The 20,870-nt window shown below is 40.9% G+C and carries 18 protein-coding genes, 1 pseudogene and 1 other annotated feature; of the genes and pseudogenes, 9 read left to right on the top strand and 10 right to left on the bottom strand.

What is annotated here, in order from left to right; translation table 11 throughout:
• Positions 1–87: 87 nt before the first annotated feature.
• A complete protein-coding gene (locus F895_RS03705; protein ID WP_005243322.1) occupies positions 88–492 on the top strand; it encodes a hypothetical protein in 405 nt (134 codons plus the stop codon).
• Here the strand turns inward: F895_RS03705 and rsmD are convergent.
• The gene (gene rsmD / locus F895_RS03710; protein ID WP_005243320.1) at positions 489–1,037 is read right to left on the bottom strand and encodes a 16S rRNA (guanine(966)-N(2))-methyltransferase RsmD; all 549 of its coding nucleotides are present in this window, start codon (positions 1,035–1,037) and stop codon (positions 489–491) included. The genes F895_RS03705 and rsmD overlap by 4 nt on opposite strands.
• Entirely contained in the window at positions 1,037–3,073 is a 2,037-nt protein-coding gene (gene mrdA / locus F895_RS03715; protein ID WP_005243319.1) for a penicillin-binding protein 2, read from the bottom strand. Before mrdA ends, rsmD begins: the two co-directional genes overlap by 1 nt.
• A gap of 240 nt (positions 3,074–3,313) precedes the next feature.
• Here mrdA and F895_RS03720 point away from each other — a divergent pair, with 240 nt between their 5' ends.
• From F895_RS03720 to F895_RS03735, 4 genes are all read left to right on the top strand, one after another.
• Positions 3,314–3,832, top strand: coding sequence for a hypothetical protein (locus F895_RS03720; protein WP_005243317.1), 519 nt, complete (start codon positions 3,314–3,316; stop codon positions 3,830–3,832).
• A 61-nt stretch (positions 3,833–3,893) separates the two neighbouring features.
• On the top strand, positions 3,894–5,207 hold the full coding sequence (locus F895_RS03725) for a DUF445 domain-containing protein (RefSeq protein WP_004652140.1): 1,314 nt from the start codon (positions 3,894–3,896) through the stop codon (positions 5,205–5,207).
• A gap of 83 nt (positions 5,208–5,290) precedes the next feature.
• The gene (gene adk / locus F895_RS03730) at positions 5,291–5,944 is read left to right on the top strand and encodes an adenylate kinase (RefSeq protein ID WP_004652141.1); all 654 of its coding nucleotides are present in this window, start codon (positions 5,291–5,293) and stop codon (positions 5,942–5,944) included.
• Positions 5,945–6,006: 62 nt separating this feature from the next.
• Positions 6,007–6,189, top strand: coding sequence for a hypothetical protein (locus F895_RS03735; protein ID WP_005243315.1), 183 nt, complete (start codon positions 6,007–6,009; stop codon positions 6,187–6,189).
• On the opposite strand, the gene nth is transcribed toward F895_RS03735, so the two are convergent.
• Positions 6,186–6,872 carry an endonuclease III gene (nth, locus tag F895_RS03740; RefSeq protein ID WP_005243314.1) on the bottom strand — a complete coding sequence of 229 codons (687 nt, stop codon included), beginning with the start codon at positions 6,870–6,872 and terminating at the stop codon, positions 6,186–6,188. The two genes, F895_RS03735 and nth, sit on opposite strands and share 4 nt — an antisense overlap.
• Positions 6,873–7,670, bottom strand: a complete 798-nt coding sequence (locus F895_RS03745) for an RnfABCDGE type electron transport complex subunit B (protein ID WP_005243313.1) — start codon at positions 7,668–7,670, stop codon at positions 6,873–6,875. It abuts the gene before it with no gap.
• Positions 7,671–8,057: 387 nt separating this feature from the next.
• Between F895_RS03745 and gdhA the strand changes: the two genes are divergently transcribed.
• The gene (gene gdhA / locus F895_RS03750; RefSeq protein WP_005243312.1) at positions 8,058–9,404 is read left to right on the top strand and encodes an NADP-specific glutamate dehydrogenase; all 1,347 of its coding nucleotides are present in this window, start codon (positions 8,058–8,060) and stop codon (positions 9,402–9,404) included.
• A gap of 88 nt (positions 9,405–9,492) precedes the next feature.
• On the opposite strand, the gene F895_RS03755 is transcribed toward gdhA, so the two are convergent.
• The 5 genes from F895_RS03755 to F895_RS03775 all read right to left on the bottom strand — a co-directional run bounded on the left by F895_RS03755 (position 9,493) and on the right by F895_RS03775 (position 15,622).
• Positions 9,493–10,599, bottom strand: coding sequence for an META and DUF4377 domain-containing protein (locus F895_RS03755; RefSeq protein ID WP_005243311.1), 1,107 nt, complete (start codon positions 10,597–10,599; stop codon positions 9,493–9,495).
• Between the two features lie 190 nt (positions 10,600–10,789).
• Positions 10,790–11,563 carry a DODA-type extradiol aromatic ring-opening family dioxygenase gene (locus F895_RS03760; protein ID WP_005243310.1) on the bottom strand — a complete coding sequence of 258 codons (774 nt, stop codon included), beginning with the start codon at positions 11,561–11,563 and terminating at the stop codon, positions 10,790–10,792.
• Between the two features lie 99 nt (positions 11,564–11,662).
• Complete coding sequence (rlmH, locus tag F895_RS03765; RefSeq protein ID WP_005243309.1) at positions 11,663–12,142, bottom strand: 23S rRNA (pseudouridine(1915)-N(3))-methyltransferase RlmH; 480 nt, start codon at positions 12,140–12,142, stop codon at positions 11,663–11,665.
• 318 nt (positions 12,143–12,460) lie between these two features.
• On the bottom strand, positions 12,461–14,890 hold the full coding sequence (gene lon, locus F895_RS03770) for an endopeptidase La (protein ID WP_005243308.1): 2,430 nt from the start codon (positions 14,888–14,890) through the stop codon (positions 12,461–12,463).
• Between the two features lie 144 nt (positions 14,891–15,034).
• Positions 15,035–15,622, bottom strand: a complete 588-nt coding sequence (locus F895_RS03775) for a 5-formyltetrahydrofolate cyclo-ligase (RefSeq protein WP_005243307.1) — start codon at positions 15,620–15,622, stop codon at positions 15,035–15,037.
• 485 nt (positions 15,623–16,107) lie between these two features.
• Here F895_RS03775 and F895_RS20350 point away from each other — a divergent pair, with 485 nt between their 5' ends.
• Complete coding sequence (locus F895_RS20350) at positions 16,108–16,251, top strand: ESPR-type extended signal peptide-containing protein (RefSeq protein ID WP_081401931.1); 144 nt, start codon at positions 16,108–16,110, stop codon at positions 16,249–16,251.
• Positions 16,197–16,529, top strand: a pseudogene (locus F895_RS03780) (hypothetical protein); the annotation flags it as partial. The gene F895_RS20350 and the pseudogene F895_RS03780, both read left to right, overlap by 55 nt.
• Before the next feature lie 39 nt (positions 16,530–16,568).
• Here the strand turns inward: F895_RS03780 and F895_RS03785 are convergent.
• Positions 16,569–17,788, bottom strand: a protein-coding gene (locus F895_RS03785) for an IS3 family transposase (RefSeq protein ID WP_107114716.1) whose coding sequence is annotated in 2 segments (ribosomal slippage) — positions 16,569–17,512 and positions 17,512–17,788 — 1,221 coding nt in all. Because the reading frame shifts where the segments join, the coding sequence is not laid out codon by codon here.
• Positions 17,397–17,513: a sequence feature (AL1L pseudoknot), on the bottom strand. Its footprint overlaps the gene before it by 117 nt.
• An 89-nt stretch (positions 17,789–17,877) precedes the next feature.
• Here F895_RS03785 and F895_RS20120 point away from each other — a divergent pair.
• A partial coding sequence (locus F895_RS20120) for an ESPR-type extended signal peptide-containing protein (protein ID WP_005243305.1) occupies positions 17,878–20,870 on the top strand: 2,993 nt, incomplete at its 3' end.

Below are 20,870 nucleotides of genomic sequence, written 5' to 3'. Positions count from 1 at the left end.
TTGTTAATTCTCAACAAGCCCTAATTGATTGATACAAAATAATTTTTAGCGTTATGCTAGATAAGCGCCGTTAGCAATATCTGGATTATGCAACTGAAGTACATTTTTTTATTTGCTCTATTGAGCAGCCTCACGACTTGGTCTTATGCAGATGGCTACAATTTTTTTGCAGAGGATCATGATGATACCGAAGAAATGTTTGATTCAGCTTATCCTCAGATGAAAACAGAATATTCCGTTTTGCATAACCAGTTTTTTCAAAATGAACGTTGGCGAGTCTATAACTATACTGCGTATCAAACCAATCATTTTAACCATAAGATGTTGACGGGTGATACCAGCAGTCTTTCTCTGGATGATTTCTCGATTTCAGTGGGCTATGGAATGATGTATCAACTGAATCAGACCAACCGGATCGGTTATGAATATTTGTCCAGTTTTCCTTTTGATCGTGGACAACTGATCCGGTTTTTCTGGTTACGGATTTTTTAACTGATTTTTTGATACAAACCCGCTCTGACGATCCCCGCTTTGGTTTCTTTGATTTTGTGCCATGTTGCGGGCAAGTTGAGTTGCGCTAGGTCGCGATCAGCTTCGACATAAATCAAGGCTTTATCACTAATCAACGGATTGCTAAGTTCAGCAAGCTCTTGCCATAAATCAAGGTCATAAGGTGGATCAAGAAATACGACATCAAAGTTATTTTTTAACTTGTTTAATGCCAACTGTGCTGTTGTGACCAGCAACTGGCAATTTTCTGCTTTTAACAGTTGAATATTATCTTTTAAAAAGCGTGCTTGGGCTGGATTGGGCTCAATCATAACGACTTTTGCTGCGCCGCGAGAGAGTGCCTCAAAGCCGAGTGCACCCGAACCGCTACACAGATCTAAAACCTGTGCATTTTGAATATCCCACATGAGCCAGTTGAATAATGTTTCACGGACACGGTCTGGTGTTGGGCGTAAACCTTCAATACTCGCAAAAGGAAGGCTACGACGTTTCCATTCACCACCAATAATACGCAATTGATTTTTCATTATTCAGTGATTCCATCCGCGGGTTGAGGCATATTATTCGCAGCAGGGCTAGAGGCCGCCGCAGATACAGACGTTACAGGGCTTGATGCAGCCTGTGTATTTTGTTCCGTCGTTGCAATACTGCCACTTGGTAGTTCGCCAGGTTTAATTCCTGCCGTCATTAATCCTCCACTGACTTGATGGCCTGCAGGGCGAAGTGGGTTCTTTTTACGTGTTACTAACCAGTAGTCAAATATTGGACGTGCCAGTTGGGCGGCTGAACCACCATGCTTACCATTTTCCCATACCACGGCAATCGCGATTTCTGGGTTATCAGCGGGAGCAAAGCCAACAAATAAACCATGGTCCCATTGTCGAGAAGACAGCGCAGCTTCGTTATAGCGTTTACCTTGGGCAATACTTTTAACCTGTGCGGTTCCTGTTTTACCTGCAATTGAATATTGTAATCCGCCTTTGATACCACGACCTGTACCCGATTGAATGACATCGACCATGGCTTCATGCATATTGATCCAGTCTTGTTCTGTTCCATTGAAGTTAATTTTGCCATCAGGTGCATTGTGGACGTTAAATTTTTTCGCACCTTTAGTTTCTCTGAGCACATGTGGTGTCACATGTGAACCTTTATTGGCAGTGATGGCGGTTGCCATTGCCAGTTGTAAAGGCGTGGAGGTAAAGGCGCCTTGCCCGATACTGACTGAGATGGTTTCACCTTTAAGCCATTTGGATTTGCGTGTTCGCATTTTCCACTCTGGACTTGGGTAGAGACCTGTACTTTCACTTGGCAAGTCGACACCTGTTTTTTCACCGAAACCAAATTGACGCATCCAGTCATTCATTTTTTCAATACCCATTCGATAAGACAGGACATAGAAATAAGTATCACAAGAAACGATCTGAGCTTTATGCATGTTCACTGAACCATGACCCGTCTTCTTATGGTCACGGAATCGATGGCTGTCACCTGGCAGTGAAAAATAACCTGGATCGGAAATTGCAGTACTCCAATCGACTAGACCATAATGAATCCCCCCTAAACCAAACATCGGTTTAATCGTTGAACCTGGTGGATAAGCACCTTGAACCGCACGGTTATAGAGGGGCTGGTCGAGGTTGTCACGGAGGCCGCTATAGTCTTTGGAGCTAATGCCTGTCACGAAGAGGTTCGGATTGAAACTTGGACTAGAGACGAGAGCCAGAATTTCACCTGTGCGTGGATCCATTGCTACAATTGCGCCACGACGATCTGCCAATTGTTTTGCTGCAATGGTTTGCAGACCATAATCAAGTGATAAATACAGATCATTACCACGTGCTGGATTTTGACGGCCTAAATTACGCAAGACATTGCCGTGTGCATCAGCTTCGACCGATTCATAGCCTGGCGTCCCATGCAACAAGTCTTCATAACTTTTTTCGACCCCGATTTTACCAATCAGGTTGGTGCCCGCATATAAGTCCTTATCAATCGATTTCAGTTCTTTATCATTGATACGACCCACATAACCAATCACATGTGCAAACAGTTCACCATGTGGATAGTAACGCGTCATTTGGGTTTCGATCTTGACTCCAGGAAAGGCATATTTGACTTCACTGAATTTGGCAATATCCGCTTCCGTTAAATTTAGCTTAATTGCAAGACGTTCTGTTTTGCGAGCGGTTTTGACACGGCTTTTAAAACGATCAACATCATCCTGAGTTAAACCTAAAACTGGAATTAAACGGTTAATGGTTTCATCAATATCTGCTACATCGGCACGGCTAAGTGTTGCTGTGAACACTGGGTAGTTATCGGCAAGTAATACGCCATTACGATCGTAGATATAACCACGTGCCGGTGCTAGAGGCTGTAAACGAATCCGGTTTTTATCTGAGGCGGTTGTAAAATCATCGTAATGAACAATCTGTAAATATGCATAACGACAGATGAGCAAAAGTAGAAAAATCGCCACCAGAAAGATTGCAAAAAAGATACGACCCTTATAAATGCGCTTTTCTTGTTGCATATTTTTTAAAGGAAAGTGCTGTTTCATAGGGTGTCGACTTAATTACAAAAATGGAGAGAGGAACAAGGCTACGCATTTTAACGTAAGTTGCATGATCATACTGTAGAATTTTCAACAAATCATGCAAATGATGCTGCGACAGTTTTTGACTTTGCAGACATGAAAATTGTATGGTCTTGTATATTAGAAGCAAAATAATTCTGTTAAAGTCACAAACTATTCGAAATAGGATTTTCCAATACACTCTTAGGGAAAATGGAGAAAATAATGAGAAAAATTTGCCTTTTATTATCGGTTTTAACACTTACAGGCTTAGCCCATGCTGACGAAAATCCGTTTAAGCCTGAGCCTAAATTAAAAGATGCAAACGTTTCAACATGGAATGTGGGTGCTGGTTTTACCAAAAAGTTATTACATGCCAACCTTGAATGGGTAAATCCTTATGGTATTGCTTATGCCAAAGCAGGCGCATTTTTAAATGATGACAATGAGCCTGGTGCGCAAGTTGGCTTCCGCTATCCATACTATTTAACGGGAACAGATAAAAATGGCTATTATCTGGGCGTCTATGCGGGACATCTCGACAGTAAGAACTACGGCGGTAAGCAAAAGGGCAATTTAGGTGTGGGTGCTGATATTGCTTATGTTTGGTTGAATAGTGAACGTATTAGTACATTCAGTGTGGGCGCAGGGGTACGAGAAAAAATAGAAGACGGCAATGGCAATACGGTGAAAAAATCCGAGCCGGTCCTTCAGTTTTCTTATACCTTAAGTTTTGGTTTATAAGAGGAAATTAACGTTCATCCTTTTATAGGCCATCATGTATCAATAATTCAGAGAGTCATGCATGTTTGATTACGTCAATGAATTGTGGCAGATTTTCCTAAATCGACCTGACCATCTGGCAGTCTTGAGTATCATCCCTGTGACCGCCTTTGTAACATGGGCGCACGTGTGGATGGCATTGAAAATGGTATTTTACCCAATCAACTTTTGGGGATTCCATTTAGGACCATTACCTGTAGGTTGGCAAGGGATTGTGCCACGGAAAGCTGGACGTATTTCAGGCATTATTACCGATAATACTTTATCTAAACTGGGTTCCTTGCGTGAATTTTTAGAAGCCATGGACCCAGAAGATATGGCAATGATTATTGGTGAACAAGTCGGTTTTGAACTTGAGCATCTGATTGATGAGGTGATGATTGATCGCAATGCGGTGCTCTGGGAAAACCTGCCTTATTCAATTAAACGCCGTATCTATGCACAAGCCCATAAACAATTACCAAATACCTTAAGAGAACTAGTGACTGAGCTGACCATGAACGTTGAGTCACTGGTGGATATGCGTGAAATGGTGGTCAGCCAAATGGAAGGTGACCGCCGTTTAATGGTGCGAATGTTTCTGAAAGTGGGTCAGAAAGAGATCAATTTTATTTGGCATATCAGCGCCTTAATCGGGATGTTCTTTGGTATTTTTCAAATGATCGTATGGTTTGTGGTGCCTTGGCACTGGACCGTACCGTTTTGGGCGGCGATCTGGGGCTTTTTAACCAACTGGATTGCCATCTGGATGGTGTTTAACCCAATTGAGCCGCACTATATTCGTTACCCACAGATTTTCCGCTTGACTAAAGATCGTAAATTTCCTTGGATTGTGCCTGTCTTGAAGATTGGTACTTATAATGTTCAAGGTGCCTTTATGAAGCGTCAGGAGGAGGTTTCAGATGTGTTTGCCAGTGTCGTGACTGAAGATTTAATTACTTTAAAGTCAATCATGACAGAAATGATGTACGGCAGTAAAAAAGACAAAACACGTCGTATTGTCAAGCGTCATATCAATGAAATCATGGAAACTCCATTGGTCAGAACCTCATTACAGCTATCATTAGGGCCAAGAGAGTATGCTAGACTCAAGACCGACTTGATTGATCGCTCAATTGAAATTACCATGGGACCAGTATGTGACCCAGCTCTGAATGCAAGTCGCGCGCAGAAGATCTTTCAAATGTTTAGAGACCGCATCCGTGAACTAACACCGAAAGAGTTCCAGAACCTATTGCGTCCTGCGTTCCAAGAAGATGAGTGGATCTTGATTGTACTGGGTGGAGTAACTGGTTTCTTTGCTGGTTTAATTCACTTATTTGTTGCTTTCTTATAATTAATTTGATGTTGGTTGAGTGATAAGTCTGTATGATATTGCTCAATTTAAGATTTATTGTTTTTAAATGAGGATGTTCTTTTATGCGCATTATTTTACTCGGACCACCTGGGGCAGGCAAAGGTACTCAAGCTCAGTTGATCTGTAAGCGCTACAATATCCCACAAATTTCAACCGGTGATATGCTCCGTGCTGCAATTCGTGAAGGTACTGAACTTGGCTTAAAAGCGAAAAGCGTCATGGAGTCAGGTGGTTTGGTCTCTGATGAGCTGATTATTGGCTTGGTTAAAGAACGTATTGCTCAGCCTGACTGTGAAAATGGTTGTATCTTTGACGGTTTTCCACGCACGATTCCACAAGCTGAAGCATTAGAAACAGCTGGAATTAGCATTGATCACGTGATTGAGATTGCTGTACCTGACGAAGAAATCGTGCAACGTCTTTCTGGTCGTCGTCAACACCCAGCATCGGGTCGTGTTTATCACATCGTTTACAACCCACCAAAAGTGGAAGGTAAAGATGATGAAACAGGTGAAGACCTTGTTCAACGTCCAGATGACCAAGAAGAAACGATTCGTAAGCGTCTTGGCTCTTACCACAGCGAAACTGAGCAATTGGTTGGCTTCTATCAAGGCCGTGCTGCTTCTGGTGAAAATGCGCCGACGTATGACAAGTTAGATGGTTTACGTCCAATTGAAAATGTTCAAGCTGATTTATTTGCAATCTTAGATAAATAATTTAAGCTATTGATTTTTAAAAGAGCTCTTAACGTAGGGCTCTTTTTATTTGGAGAAAACCCGTGCTCAAAGTTGTTCTGATCTTAGTGGTTATCCTGAGTTTTGTATTACTCTTATTTTTGTTATATCAAAGCCAAAAAATGCTGCGTCATGTACAACAGCAGCAAGCTTTAGAAAATAAGAAAAATGGCAAAACCCGCCAGTTGCATCCAAAACTGCAACAGCAAAAAAAACCTCAGGATTAACTGAGGTTTTTTATTGCAATGGTTTTATTGGCGCCAAACTCAAATCGATCAGGCCAATTGCAAACATCGGAAACGATACATTCGCCACATTTGGGTTTACGTGCAATACAACAATAACGTCCATGCAAGATCAGCCAGTGATGTGCATCAATGATAAATTCTTTCGGAATCACTTTAATCAAGCGATCTTCCACTTCTAAAACATTTTTTCCAACCGCGAGTCCGGTACGGTTGCCTACACGGAAAATATGGGTATCAACGGCCATGGTCGGTTGACCAAAGGCAGTATTAAGCACGACGTTTGCTGTTTTACGTCCCACGCCTGGTAGGGCTTCCAGCTCTTTGCGTGTTTCTGGGATTTGTCCTTGATATTGATCGACCAGGATCTGACAGGTTTTAATCACATTTTCGGCTTTGGAGTTATATAAGCCAATGGTCTTGATATATTGTTTTAGCCCATCGACCCCAAGATTCAATATAGCCTGAGCGGTATTGGCAACAGGATAGAGTTTATCCGTTGCTTTATTGACACTAACATCGGTTGCTTGGGCAGACAGCAACACAGCGATCAGTAACTCAAAAGGAGAGGAATAGTTCAGCTCAGTCTGTGGATGAGGTCGTTGTTCACGCAAACGTTCAAAAAAAGTCTGAATCTGCTTTTTGGTCATATTTTTTACGGGCATTTAGATGTCCTGCAATTCATTTAAACGTTGTTGTAAAGCAAGCAATTGTGCTTGCTTTGACTCATCGGCACGAACACTGAGCTGCTTTTCCAGTTTTTTAACTTGGGTGCGTAGTTTAGCCAGTTCAATGGTTGTTTTTGCATCCAACGTCGTGCTTTCTTTGGGTTTCTCCGTCAGGGTAATCACAGGAACATTGTTCAATGCTTGAGAGAACTGAGCAAAGAATTCAACATCAATTTCTGCACGAACAATTGGCCCTTTACGGCTGAGACGGCGTGCTTCTTCGCGTTGGATATGGGCGTAATAACGCTGTCTTAAATCATCCTGTTCAGCTGTACGTTGGTCTGTGGTTGGTAATGGCTTGGTATCTGCAACCAGATCAATACAATCCACAGGACAAGGTGGAATACATAATTCACAACCAGTACACAGGTCAGTCAAAATGCTGTGCATTAATTTGCCGCTACCAATAATCGCATCGACAGGACAGGCACTAATACATTTGGTACAGCCAATGCATTCATCTTCACGAATGACTGCCTTGATCCGTTGTGGTCGACCATCAGCTTGAATATCCCAAACACTCGGTTCAGCTGTTAGGGGAGCACGTTTTAATAACGCTGCGAGTGCATCTGCAACGGGCTGTCCACCAGGCACACATTTATTTGCTTCTTCACCTTCAGCAATTGATTTTGCATAAGGTAAACAGCCGTCACGATGTCCACATAAACCACATTGTGTCTGTGGTAAAAGCTGGTCAATTTGGACAATAAGTGCGTGTTGTGCAGAAGGTGACATGTATCAAGAATGAAGCAAAAAAATAGGGAGCTTAGTATAGCAAATAATGCTTTAGCACGGCGACGCAATCTCAAATATCAAAATGAAAAATAGAAAAAATGGAATGCTTAACAATGGTGCTAATAGTGAAAATTTTTGGTGCATTTTTATGTATAAATGGAGTTTCTTGAGCTGTGGTATGAAAATATTGGTATTTTTTAAACTGAATTTACTTATATTTATTATATAAATAACGAACATTTTTTGATTCAAGTTTATGATTTTGATTGATAAAAAAGTTGAATGTAAAAAAAATATTGTGATGAAATAGTAATCTGTATTTAATAGGGACAGAATCCTGTTTTGGTGCATTTTTCGCACCAAGATAATTCATTAACTCGGGGGTGAATGTTGAAATACAATAGCTTAAATGACTTTCTGGATTATGTTAAAGCAAGAGATCCTTATCAGCCTGAATTTTTACAGGCGGTTGAAGAGGTCATGACCAGCTTGTGGCCATTTATTGAGAAGAACCCTAAATATGCTCAGTATGGTTTGTTAGAGCGATTGGTTGAACCTGAGCGGGTGATTCAATTCCGCGTGTCATGGATGGATGATCAAGGCCAGACTCATGTCAATCGTGGTTTTCGTGTGCAATACAATTCAGCGATTGGGCCATATAAAGGCGGGATGCGTTTCCATCCTTCTGTTAATTTATCTATTTTAAAGTTTTTAGGTTTTGAGCAAACCTTTAAAAATTCACTAACAACTTTACCTATGGGCGGTGGCAAAGGAGGGGCAGATTTTGACCCTAAAGGCAAATCTGAAGCTGAGATTATGCGTTTTTGCCAAGCTTTGATGCTTGAGTTATATCGACATCTAGGTCCGAATACAGATATCCCGGCAGGAGATATTGGCGTCGGTGGTCGTGAAGTCGGCTATATGACAGGCATGATGAAGAAGCTCAGTAATGACACCTCATGCGTATTCACGGGCAAAGGGATTTCATTTGGGGGGTCATTGGCACGACCAGAAGCGACAGGCTATGGCACAGTATATTTTGCTGAAGAAATGTTGAAAATCCGTGGTGAGAGCTTTGCCAATAAAACAGTATCGATTTCAGGTTCAGGCAATGTTGCACAGTATGCTGCTGAAAAGGCGATGTTCTTAGGGGCTAAAGTCATTACGCTATCGGATTCAAATGGCACGGTTTATTTAAAAAATGGCTTTACTAAAGCGTTGCTGGAAGAAGTCATGGATCTGAAAAACATCCAACGTGGTCGTATTTCCGAGTTTGCTTCGAAACATGGTTTTGAATACTTTGAAGGAAAAACACCGTGGCATATTCCAGTTGATATCGCGCTCCCTTGTGCAACTCAGAATGAGTTGGATGCTGAGGATGCTATAACTTTATTGGCAAATGGTGTTATCTGTGTTGCAGAGGGTGCCAATATGCCATCAACGCTTGCTGCCGTTGAAAAATTTATTGCAGCAAAGATTTTGTATGCGCCAGGGAAAGCCTCGAATGCGGGTGGTGTTGCAACCTCGGGTCTGGAAATGTCGCAAAATGCGAATCGTTTGGGCTGGTCATTTGAACAGGTCGACGAACGCTTGCATGCGATTATGAAAGAGATTCACCGCAACTGTGTCAAATATGGGACTCAGCAAGATGGTACGATCAACTATGTCGATGGTGCGAATATTGCGGGTTTTGTAAAAGTTGCCGATGCCATTCTCGCGCAGGGAATTTATTAAAAATCTCTCTCAATCCTTCTTTATTAAAGAGGGATTGCCATAAAAAATCCGATGACAAAGCATCGGATTTTTTATATATACGATTAAATTATGGTTTTTTCACAATTTCTTGTTCAACAACCATATCGAGTACGTCTGCAATACTTGATTGGTCAGCAGCAGGGTTTTTAATGTCAAAACGTTTAACACGTACAATCACACGTTGTTGTGGATTGTGCTCAAAACCTTCGATTTGACCGTAATACAATGACCAGTTTTTGTCTGCGTAAGTTTTTAAACCTTTGTCATCATATTTAATTTCACGAACTTGCATACAGGTTTGTGGTGCAACACCTGTGCATGATTTAGTTTCTGGTGAAATTTCGAGGAAAACTGTTTTACCTTCAGACTGGTATTTTGCTTCAGGTGTCATTTTACCTACAAAAGTATATTTTTGACCTTTGGCATCAGCAATCACTAAGGTTGGTTGCTCTGGATTCGCTGCATTGACTTCAAACGCGATTTGACGTTTTTGTAGAAGCTCACCTGCAAATTGTTCTTGCTTCATCAATGCTGGCTCACATGCCATTAATGTAGATGCGCCATCACCTGTAACGATCAAACCATTTTCAACTTTCCATGATGTGTTGAGACGGTTACAACCTGTGTTTACAGATAAACGATCATTGTCCAAGAAGCTTAATACGATCGGGCGTTTAGTATCAGCAGGTTGATATGACCATGTGTAGTTGGTTAATACATTGCTATTTGCCACTTTTGCACCTGTAAATACATGTTTTTGACCTTTGCTATCTGTTACAGTCAAAATAGCTTGACCATTCACTGTGCTGATTTCAAATGGTACCTTTTTCTCACTAAAGATGTCAGCAGATAAACGTTCTTGCTGCATTAAATCATCAGCACAAGCCATCATGGTAGATACAAGTGGAGAGGTTACAATTTTATTGCCTTCAATTTTCCAAGTACCACCTTGGTTATTACAACCTGTTTGGATTGCAAGTTGTTGATCAGCATTAAATGATAAAACCAAAGGTTTTGATGCTTTAGAACCTTGATAAGTCCAGTTATATTCAACTAAGTTTTTTGCAGCAGTTGTATTAATTTGAGAAATTACATTATCAGTCACATTTTGCACAGTTTGGCACGCCATTAACGAAAGCGGAATTAATGCAAGAACTAAATATTTGATTTTCATATTCAAAACAACGATAAGTAAATAACAGACATAAGCTTAAAGTATTCTTAAAAAGAGAACATGGTATCCGTTTAGGAGTTAAGTTCGTTAAATGTTTCTATTTGTAAAATTTTGGAAAATATAGAAGATTTATAGGCTTGCTGCTATTTGGTTCAAGCCTATTTTGTAATTTTGTGATGTAGTTGGTTATTTAGTCAAAACGATAAATGTCCATTCCCAATGAACCCATCGAGAAGCTACTATGCACAATATTGAAACGATGACCCGTACCCATTGCAAAGAATAGTGGTGCAAGATGCTCAAGGCTTGGGTGATTACGCTCAATATAAGGCAATGATGGCCAATTCAGTACAGCATCAAAATCTTGGTGACTAAGTTTACTGACGACAGTATTGCGAAACGTACTGGCCCATGTAGGTACATCGGCATCAGCATGCCATGATAACTCAGCTAGATTGTGCGTGATGCTGCCTGAACCAATCAACAGAATTTGTCGTGCTCGTAAAGGTGAAAGCACTTCTCCAATACGGTAGATATCATCAGCACTCATATAAAGAGGCAGTGAAATTTCAATCACGGGAATATCCGCATTTGGATACATGTGTAAAAGCGGCATCCAAACGCCGTGATCTCGTGGACGAGTACTATTTGCATGAGCTGGAATACCCGCTTCGGCAAATAAAGCTAATATTTCTTCTGCCAGTTTGGGTGCACCCGCTGCAGGATAGCGGATATTGTAGAGCTCAGGTGGGAAGCCGCGGAAGTCATGCCAGGTTTCTGGGCGTGTTGAGGTATTGACTTCTAAAGCTTGGCTTTCCCAATGTGCTGACATGACGATAATTGCTTGAGGCTTGGGTAAGTTGCTACTCAGGCGATACAGTGCAGGACCCACTTGTTCGGGATCAAGTGCCAGCATGGGCGAACCATGAGAAATAAATAATCCGGGTAAAGTCTGCAAGTCCATAAATAAACACCTGAAAGGGGATATATGATTATCCTGACAAATTCTGTACAGCAATGATATCCCTTAAAATTCAACATATTGTTCTAAAATCAGAACAGTTTAAGCCCGATGATAAGGGTGGTTATGATTGATACTCATGGCACGATAAAGCTGTTCAATGAGAAGAATTCGAACCATTGGATGTGGCATGGTGAGTTTTGACAGTGACCAATGCCAAGCTGCAGTTTTACGGACAGCTTCGGAATGACCATCAGGTCCACCAATCGCAAGCGCAATATCGTTGCCTTCGAGCATCCATTGCTTCATCGTGTCAGCTAGTTTTTCTGTACTCAGTTCGCGACCACCCACCTCTAAAGCGATCAAAGTCTCATTGGGCTTAAGTGCATTTAAAATGCTGTCACCCTCAATTTGGCAATATTTTAAAATATCGGCTGCAGAGTCATTTTTCCCACGCTTTGCCATTGGGAGCTCAATGACTTGCGTTTGCACAAAGGGTTGAATACGTTTGAAATAGTCTTCAAACCCAGTTAACACCCAAGCCGGCATTTTTTGACCAATGGTGAGAATGCGAATTTTCATAAGCGCGTTTGATTAAAGAAATGACAGCTATTATAACGCTGTTACTGGTTTATGGCGGAAGGGCGTGGTTTATCTAGTCATAAATAATACAAAAGACTCAAATAAATGACTCATAAAAAACGCAGCTCAAAATGCGTATGAGCTGCGATCAAAGTGTCATCCGTCTGGAGTTCGGATGACGCTAAAATGAGTTCAGAGTCAAATTTAGCCTTTATTTTTATCGACTCTATTTTATTATGCAAGATATTGGTTGTTTTTCAACCGCATTGTGTAACAAAAAAAGAGAGCCGAAGCTCTCTTTTATTTACAATCATTTACTTAGTGACGTGCAGCTTTCGCATCTTCTACCGGTTTCACAATAGGTGTCTTCGGTAAAGGTTTTGGCGTGTCTGTCAAAGCTAAAGGTAGGATTTCATCAATGCTTTTCACTGCTTTGATTTCTAGTCCTTCTTTCACATTGTCAGGAATCTCGGCTAAATCGCGGACGTTATCTTGTGGAATAAACACCAGTTTAATTCCACCTCGGTGAGCTGCAAGAAGTTTCTCTTTCAAGCCACCAATACGCATCGCACGACCACCAAGACTCGTTTCACCTGTCATCGCAATATCTGGACGAATTGGAATACCTGTAAATGCCGAAACAAGGGCAGTGGTCAGTGCCAAACCAGCAGATGGACCATCTTTTGGTGTTGCACCTTCAGGTAAGTGAACGTGGACATCTGTTTCTTCAAAACGTGATGCTTCAATTCCCAATTCATCGGCACGGGTACGTACCACAGTCATCGCAGCGGTAATCGATTCTTTCATGACATCACCGAGTGAACCGGTAGTAATGAATTTACCTTTACCTTTTACTGCTGCTACTTCGATAGTGAGTAACTCACCACCGACTGAAGTCCAAGCCAAGCCATTGACACGACCCACTTGTGCTTCATCTTCTGCAATACCGAAGTCAAACTTATGTGGACCTAGGTATTCAGGAAGATTGGCAGAAGTGACGTCAATCTGTAAGTTTTTAGACTTTTTGCTGACGGCCTCTTTCACGACTTTACGGGCAATTTTAGAGACTTCACGTTCTAAGCTACGGACACCGGCTTCACGTGTATAACGTTGTACGATATCGCGGATTGCTTCTTCATGAACAGTTAGCTCTTTTGTACGTAGGCCATTGTTCTTGATTGCTTTTGGAACAAGGTAACGTTCAGCAATATTCACTTTTTCATCTTCGGTATAACCCGGTAGACGAATCACTTCCATACGATCCAGTAAGGCTTCAGGAATATTCATACTGTTCGCTGTACAGATGAACATCACTTCTGAAAGGTCAAGATCAAGATCTAAGTAATGATCATTGAACTTACTGTTCTGTGATGGATCAAGGACTTCAAGCAATGCAGAAGCTGGATCACCACGGTAGTCTTGAGCCATCTTGTCGATTTCGTCGAGCAAGAATAATGGGTTCTTCACCCCAACCTTGGTCAATGACTGTACGATTTTACCTGGCATCGCACCTATATAAGTACGACGGTGACCACGAATTTCAGCTTCGTCACGAACACCACCGAGTGCCATCCGAACAAACTCACGACCAGTTGCTTTGGCAACGGATTCACCCAGAGAAGTCTTACCAACCCCTGGAGGGCCGACCAAGCATAAGATCGGGCCTTTGAGTTTCTTAACGCGAGACTGAACCGCCAAGTATTCAACAATACGATCTTTAACGTCATCTAAGCCGTAGTGATCTGTATCCAGAATTTCCTGGGCTTTCGCAAGGTTAATACTGACTTTGCTGGCTTTGTTCCAAGGTGTATCTAAAATCACTTCTAGATAGTTACGTACCACCGCCGCTTCACTAGACGCAGGTTGCATCGCTTTCAGTTTACGAAACTCAGCTTCAGCTTTTTTGCGGACGTGTTCAGGTAAATCAGCTTCAGCAAGACGTTTTTCAATTTCGGCAACGTCATCTTCAGCACCGCCATTCATATCGGAAAGCTCACGTTGAATGACTTTCATCTTTTCATTTAGAAAGTATTCGCGTTGGTTCTTTTCCATTTGGCGTTTTACACTGTCATGCAGCGTTTGCTCAATTTGCTGTTCAGCAGATTGATTCATCAAATAGCTCATTAACTCTTGTAAGTGATCTTCAAACTCGTCGTGCTCTAAAAATTTTTGTTTCACTTCAATATTTAAAGGTACACGAGTTGCAACGAAGAACATCAATTGCAATAAGTCTTCGATTTTGTTTGCTGCTGCAACGAGTTCACGTGCATTACGTAGTTTCGCTTCTGCATATTGAGCGAATAGGGTACGTAATTCATTTAAGCGAGTCTCTTGGGTCTCTTCGTCCAAAGGTAATGTCATTGGGCTTAAATGATGTTCAGCTGTTAAGTATTCTTCTCCGTCAATAATGCGTTCTAACTTAGAACGATGTAGACCTTCAATAAGTACTTTAATGCAGTTTTCATCATTTTCATGATTGACTACTTGTACGATCTTAGCCACGGTTCCATATTGATAGAGATTATCGTGATCAATTTCTTCTGTGAGCGAATCTTTTTGCGCAACTACAAATACTAAATTGTCACTGTTACGAGCCACATCCACTGCATTGATCGATTTTTCACGACCCACGAATAGCGCGATTTGCATGTGTGGATACACCACAACATCACGTAACGCTAATAGTGGTAATACACTTGGAACCTGTGGCTCTAAGCTAGTTTCATTGTTTAAGATATATTCAGACATGGGCACTCCTAATGAGTGACAACGGTGTTGCCATGTTTTTTATAGTGATGTGCATTTGAAAAAATACAAGGGGGTGGGATTAGAAAATATAAAAAAAAGACTAAATTACTCAAGATTCATTGCGGAAATAAGAAAAAAAGCATGCTAAGGCATGAAATAATAAAACTTTTTAGGGCAAAGTAAGGCATTTAATGGTTGGTCCCATTTCTGCCTTAATAGCGGGGTGTCAACATATTGAAATGTGTGAGCAAGACCAAGACGATAAGGACGATGTTTGGCTGATGCCAAGGTTCGATCATAATAGCCGCCGCCCATGCCAATACGTGTTCCAAACTGATCACAAGCCAATAAAGGCATAATGAGTAAGTCTAAATATGAAACATGTTTGCCACGACTTGCCATCGGCTCTTTCATTCCTAGGGGGTGATGGGAAAATCTCCTATTTAAATATTGTCTCGAGCTCACTTTTACCCAAACTAAATGCTGATTCATATTACAAATCATGGGCAAGTAAACGTGTTTATTTTGCCTAAAACAAAGCTTTAACAGTTGATCGGTATGTACTTCACCAAAGGCATGTAAATAAAGTCCAATTTTTGATGCGGATTTAAATCGAGTAAATTGTCTAAGTTGAACCAAAACACGTTGTTCAGCTTTCTTTTGTTCGTAATGAGAGAGTTGTCTTCTTTTTGAACGGAGTTGTTTTCTTAATGTGTTTAATGTCTGACTCATAAGGTTTAAAAAAACTGTTTTGAGGTAAAGGCAATCATACCTGATTTACTGTCTGAATTCTAAAATCAAAGCTTTTTATACTTTTAAGTAAAATTAATAACTTATATATCAATCTGTATTTATTCTAACAAATATGGTTTTAATTATTTATTCCAATAATTAATGGGTGTTTGAGGTATTGAATATTATTTATTAATACATTAAAGAGTAATTACTCTATTTTTCATGTTCTTTATAAAATAAAACACAATAAAAACAAAATGAAACAAATAATTATTTTTATTATTTTAATCAAATATTTAATCAATTGTTTGTTTTGTTAATATGAGAAATATATCTCACTTTATAGATAAAAATGTTTATTCATACTTTACCAGTTTCATTGGTTTTATTAGCATCCGCGACTCTTTTTTTAGCACCGAACTAAAAATGCTCATTGGCATTTTTAGACCATCAATAACTGTAGTAATTATCTGAGAATTTTTATGAATAAAGTATATAAAGTGGTTTGGAATGCATCGATTGGCGCATGGGTTGCAACATCAGAACTCGCAAAAAGCAAAACAAAAACCAAATCAAAAGTTCTCGTAATAAGGTCATTAGCAATGTTGCTGATGGTTCAATTGTGAATGGTTCAAAAGATGCGGTGAATGGTGGTCAGATCAAGAATATTTCTGACAGCATCAAGAACAGCATTGGTGGAAACACAACAGTTAATCCAGATGGCAGCATCAGCACCAACAACATTGGTGGTACAGGTGAAAACAACATCAATGATGCAATCAGCAATGTGAAAGACGCTGCAACTAAAGCGAAAACTACAGTGACTGAAGGCGACAACATTGTTGTTAAAGAGACGACCAATAAAGATGGTAGTACTAACTACGAAGTTTCAACCAAGAAAGACTGAACCGTACCGGGTTTGTCGGAGACTTTTTTATTTAAGTTAGGCCACCTGACCTAACGGGTTAATCTTATCATAGTACATTGCTTCAAACTCAAAAGGCGATACATAACCCAGTGCACTGTGTACACGCTTTTTATTGAACCAATCTACCCAGTTTAGTGTCGCAAGTTGTACATCTGCTAAACCTTGCCAATCTGCTTTTAAATATTCAATCACCTCTGTTTTGTATAAGCCATTCACCGTTTCAGCCAGAGCATTATCGTATGAATCACCTGTCGTACCGACTGATGCTCGTAAATTTGCAGCATCTAAACGATTGGTATAGCGAATAGAAAGATATTGAACACCTCTATCGGAATGATGAATCACATTCTTTGGCATGCCTCGATCGTGCAATGCTTGCTCCAATGCATCGAGCACCATATCTGTATTCATCCGTGTAGATACTTTCCATCCAACAATTGCTCGTGAGAACACATCAATAATAAAGGCGGTATAGACCCAGCCTGAATGTGTTTGAATATACGTAAAGTCACTGACCCATAATTGGTCAGGTCGATCAGCACTAAAATTCCGTTTCACTAAATCATCTGCTCGTTTTTGATCATCTCGGCTACGGGTGGTTTGTTTATTCTTACCACGCCAAACACCTTGTATACCTAGCTTTTGCATCAATCGAGCAACTGTACAACGTGCAATAACATAACCCTCACGTTTCAATTTTTGCCAAACTTTACGTACACCATATCGACCTGAACTTTCTTTCCAAATACGTTTGATTTGCTCTGCATGATGTAAATCATGCAGAGCACGTTTCGCTCGATGTTCTGGGTTATCAACGAAATCTAAAGCCCGATAATAGGTCGAAGCTGCAATCGGTAAAATTCTACAAATCGCTTCAACACCATATAACGCCTTATTGTTATGGATAAAATCCACCATTATTTGTGTGGGCGGTCGAGCTCCGCCTGGGCGAAAAAAGCGGCTGCTTTACGTAGAATTTCATTGGCACGTTTTAATTCTTTAATTTCACGTTCCATTTGCTTCATTTTTTCTTGGTCAGATACCTGTTGTACTTTGGCGGGATTTTGTTGATCTAAGTATTTTTGATACCAAACACGAAGTGTTTCAGGAGTACAGCCAATTTTAGGAGCAATTGCGGAAACTGCTGCCCAATTCGATGGATAATCTTTTTCAGATTCAATTAGTAATTGAACCGCTCTTTCTCTAATTTCGGGGGTATAGTTTGGTTTTTTCATCGGAATAGTCTCTCAGAATATTGAGTCTCCGACAAACCCGGTACGGTTCAGAACACGTTGTAACTTTTATCTGCGTTTGGAAAAATATTATGAATAAGGTTTATAAGGTTGTATGGAACGCCTCATTGGGTGCTTGGGTAGCGGTTTCGGAACTTGCTAAGGGAAAAGTAAAAGGTAGTAACGGGAAGGTTGGGGGAATTTCGACTGTAGAAGAGTCTAATGAGAAGAGTCATTCCGAAACAATAAATTTAAAGACTTTATCATTAGCAGTAATTACTATTGTTGCCCCTAATTGGGTTTATGCAGGTACTGAGGTTAGTGGAACCCCGACTAAAAGTGGGTCTAATATTACCAATATTAATACTTGTACAGCATCTGCGACTACTACAAATGGAGTAGCAATAGGATGTTCTAGTATTGCTGGAGCAAAGGACTCTGTAATTGCGGATAGATCCAATCCATATAATACTAGTACTAGTAACAGCAGAGTAACTTTTGATACTACATCTGGTGGTAATACTGCGATTGGTACAGGTGCTTCTGCTGGAAATGCAAATCAGGGATTAGCTACTGCTATAGGGACATACGCAACTGCAAATAATGTTGCTGCAGTAGCAATAGGTGCCGCGGCTTTATCGACAGGAAATACATCTTTATCAATTGGTCGTCAATCTGCTGCAACTGCAGATTATGCTCAAGCTATAGGTAATGTAGCTGCAGCAACAGGAACTGGTGCTCTTGCTATTGGCCATTCAGCAACAGCTACAGGTTATCGTGGTATTGCGATTGGTTCACCTGATATTGATAATGCTTCTGTAGTTGCTGGCCAAGCTGGGGCAGCATATCAAACTGTTGGGCAAACGAAAGCATCTGGGCGGGACGCAATTGCTTTTGGTGGTGGTTCTCAATCGTTAAAAGATGAAGGGATGACTATAGGGGCCTTCTCTGGTGCAACAGAACAAGGTGCAGCAGTGGTTGGTGTCCGTGGTGCCGCATTGGGACAACAAAGTTTATCTATTGGTAATGGTGCAACGAATGTTACAAGCGGTACAAATGCACCTATTCAATTAGCAACGTCTTTAGGGCAAGGTACAATAACTAATAAAACGGTCGGTTCTCGAGTTTTTAATGGTTCTAATACAGTAAAAGATACCCTAGGAGGGACTGCCGGTACGCTAACTGGAACAGTGGATGGTGTTGCAATAACAATTAATCAGGCTGCTGGAACTGGTAATGCAACGACAGGTACAGTTGGTGCGATTACTGGTGGATCATACAACGGACAAACTTTAACCGCTGAACAAGCGAATGCATTATATCAATCTTTAGGACACGGCGGGTCAGTCACATTAGGACAGCGTGCGATTGCTATTGGTACTGCAACAGCTGCACTAGCAAATAATGCCTTGGCTATAGGTAGTACATCGTTAGCAAGTGGAGAAGGTTCTGTTGCAATTGGTAGTGGTTCTATTGCAACAAAAACGGATGCTGTATCTATTGGGCGAGGAGCTGGTAGTAGTGTTACGTCAGGTGTTGCTATTGGAGCAGAGGCAAAAGTCACAGGTGATAATAGTATTGCATTAGGGCAAAAATCAGTTGCTTCCGCACAAACAGGCTCTTCATTTTTAACAAATGTAGGGGCAACAACACAAGGAACAATTTCAGTTGGTGATGGCACTAACAATGTTAAACGTCGTCTAACTAATTTGGCAGATGGTGCCGTAGACTCTGATGGCGTAACAGTTGCGCAATTAAAACAATTCAAAGTAATAACAGATAAGCAAGGTGCTGATACTGCTGCTGCTTTAGGTGGTGGTTCAACTTATAATTCAACGACGGGGGCAGTTACAACCCCAACTTATAATGTAGGTGGTACTACAAAAACGAATGTTGGTGATGCTATTACGAATATTGATAATCGTACAACTAGCTTAGAAAATCAGACATGGAAGTTAAACACCAATTCGGATACTGCTGCAGTCGTAGGTAAAGACGCAGAAGTTAAATTTATTGATGGCAAAAATATTAAGCTTTCTCGGACAGGAACTAGCATTACTGTTGCAACAGCAGACTCTGTAAAATTTGATAGTGTTAATGCTGGTGGTACAGTTATTAACAACAATGGTTTGAGTTTTGTACAGGCAGATGGAACAACACCTGTTACCAATAGTCCAAGTATCAGTAAGACAGGCATCAATGCGGGTAACAATAAGATCAGTAATGTTGCGAATGGCGCGATAACATCTGGTTCTAAAGATGCGGTGAATGGTGGTCAGTTACAAGGCGTAGCGGATAGTGTTAAGACCGCAATTGGCGGCAACACGACCATTGATGCAACGACGGGTGCAATCACCACAAGTAACATTGGTGGCACAAGCTCGAACACCATTGATGGTGCGATCACGAGTGTAAAAAGCACAGCAGACGCAGCTAAAACAACAGCAGATAAAGGCATCAACTTTGGTGGCACAACAGGCAAGAACAACTATGCGTTGGGCAGTGATATTAATGTTAAAGGCGACGGTAACATCACCAGCACAACAGTTGCAGGCGGTGTTCAACTTGGCCTAGCGAACAACATTACCATCGGTAGTGGTGCCGGAACGAACCCTGTAACGATTAATGGTACAACAGGTACAGTTAGCGGATTAACGAATAAGGCTTGGAGTGGTACAGCCACATCTGGTCAAGCAGCAACAGAAGACCAATTAAAAATCGTAAGTGATGTTGCAAGTAATGCAAATAAAGGTTGGAAAGTTAACACTGGCGCTATAACTGGTGGAACCGTATCAGGTAATGCTTCAACGCAGGTTTCCCCAGACCAAGAAGTGAAGTTTATTGCAGGTAAGAATGTTGCAATTACGCAAAATGGTAAGGATATCACCGTTGCAACCAGCGATAACCCTAACTTTACTTCTGTTACCACTGGGAATAGTAAATTAGATAACAGTGGTTTAGTTATTAAAGATGCGGCTGGTGGCATTAATATAAGTAAAGATGGTGTCAAGTTTGTTGATGGCACAGGTACAGCGATTGCGAATAGTCCAAGCATCAGTTCTACAGGCATCAATGCGGGTAACAA

This window comes from Acinetobacter sp. CIP 64.2 (assembly GCF_000369645.1).
Taxonomy (GTDB): domain Bacteria; phylum Pseudomonadota; class Gammaproteobacteria; order Pseudomonadales; family Moraxellaceae; genus Acinetobacter.
This window is presented reverse-complemented; position numbering and strand designations above follow the sequence as displayed.